The sequence below is a fragment of the Dolichospermum planctonicum genome, from assembly GCF_005402965.1.
Lineage (GTDB): Bacteria > Cyanobacteriota > Cyanobacteriia > Cyanobacteriales > Nostocaceae > Dolichospermum > Dolichospermum planctonicum.
This window is the reverse complement of the sequence record NZ_BJCF01000125.1, coordinates 1-750: the sequence shown is the minus strand read 5'-3', so window position 1 is coordinate 750 and position 750 is coordinate 1. Positions and strand designations below refer to the sequence as shown.

The following is a 750-nucleotide window of genomic DNA, read 5'->3' as shown; positions in this document are numbered from 1 at the left end:
TAATTGGAACTTGGGATTTACATTTTTACCAGATTAAGCAAATAAAGAGAGTTAGGATAGTTAAACGTTCTGACGGTTACTATATCCAGTTTTGTGTAGATGCAGAACGGAATATTGACATCAATGCCACAGGTAAAACTGTTGGTTTAGATGTTGGTCTTAACAGTTTCTACACTAATTCTCAAGGGGATAAAATTGATAATCCTAGGTATTTGCGGAAATCAGAAAAATCTTTAAAACGATTACAGAAAAAAGTTAGTCGCAAAAAGAAAGGTTCTAATAATCGCAAAAAAGCTATTAACCGTCTTGGTAGAAAACATTTGAAAGTTTCACGTCAGCGTAAAGACTTTGCTATAAAGACAGCATTGTGCGTAGTTAAATCTAATGATTTAGTGGCGTTTGAAAAACTGCAAGTGAGAAACATGGTTAAGAATAGCAAATTAGCCAAATCAATTAGTGATGCTGGATGGTCATTGTTTACTCAATGGTTACAATATTTTGGTAAAGTCTATGGGCGTGTGATTGTATCAGTTGCACCACAATATACTTCTCAAAATTGTTCTAATTGTGGAGAAATAGTTAGAAAATCCCTATCAGTTAGAACTCATGTTTGTAAATGTGGGTGCATACTTGACCGTGACCACAATGCTGCAATTAACATTCTAACTAAAGCACTAAAACAAACTGGCTATCATTTAAGTACCGTCGGGCGGACGGAAACTAATAACGCTTGTGGAGAGATGACCCTCT

Annotated in this window: 1 protein-coding gene; it reads left to right on the top strand. The window is 35.3% G+C overall.

From position 1 onward, the window contains the following. Window positions 1-750: RNA-guided endonuclease InsQ/TnpB family protein (locus tag FFO06_RS20710; RefSeq protein WP_236097205.1), on the top strand; the 750-nt coding region annotated here is incomplete at both ends.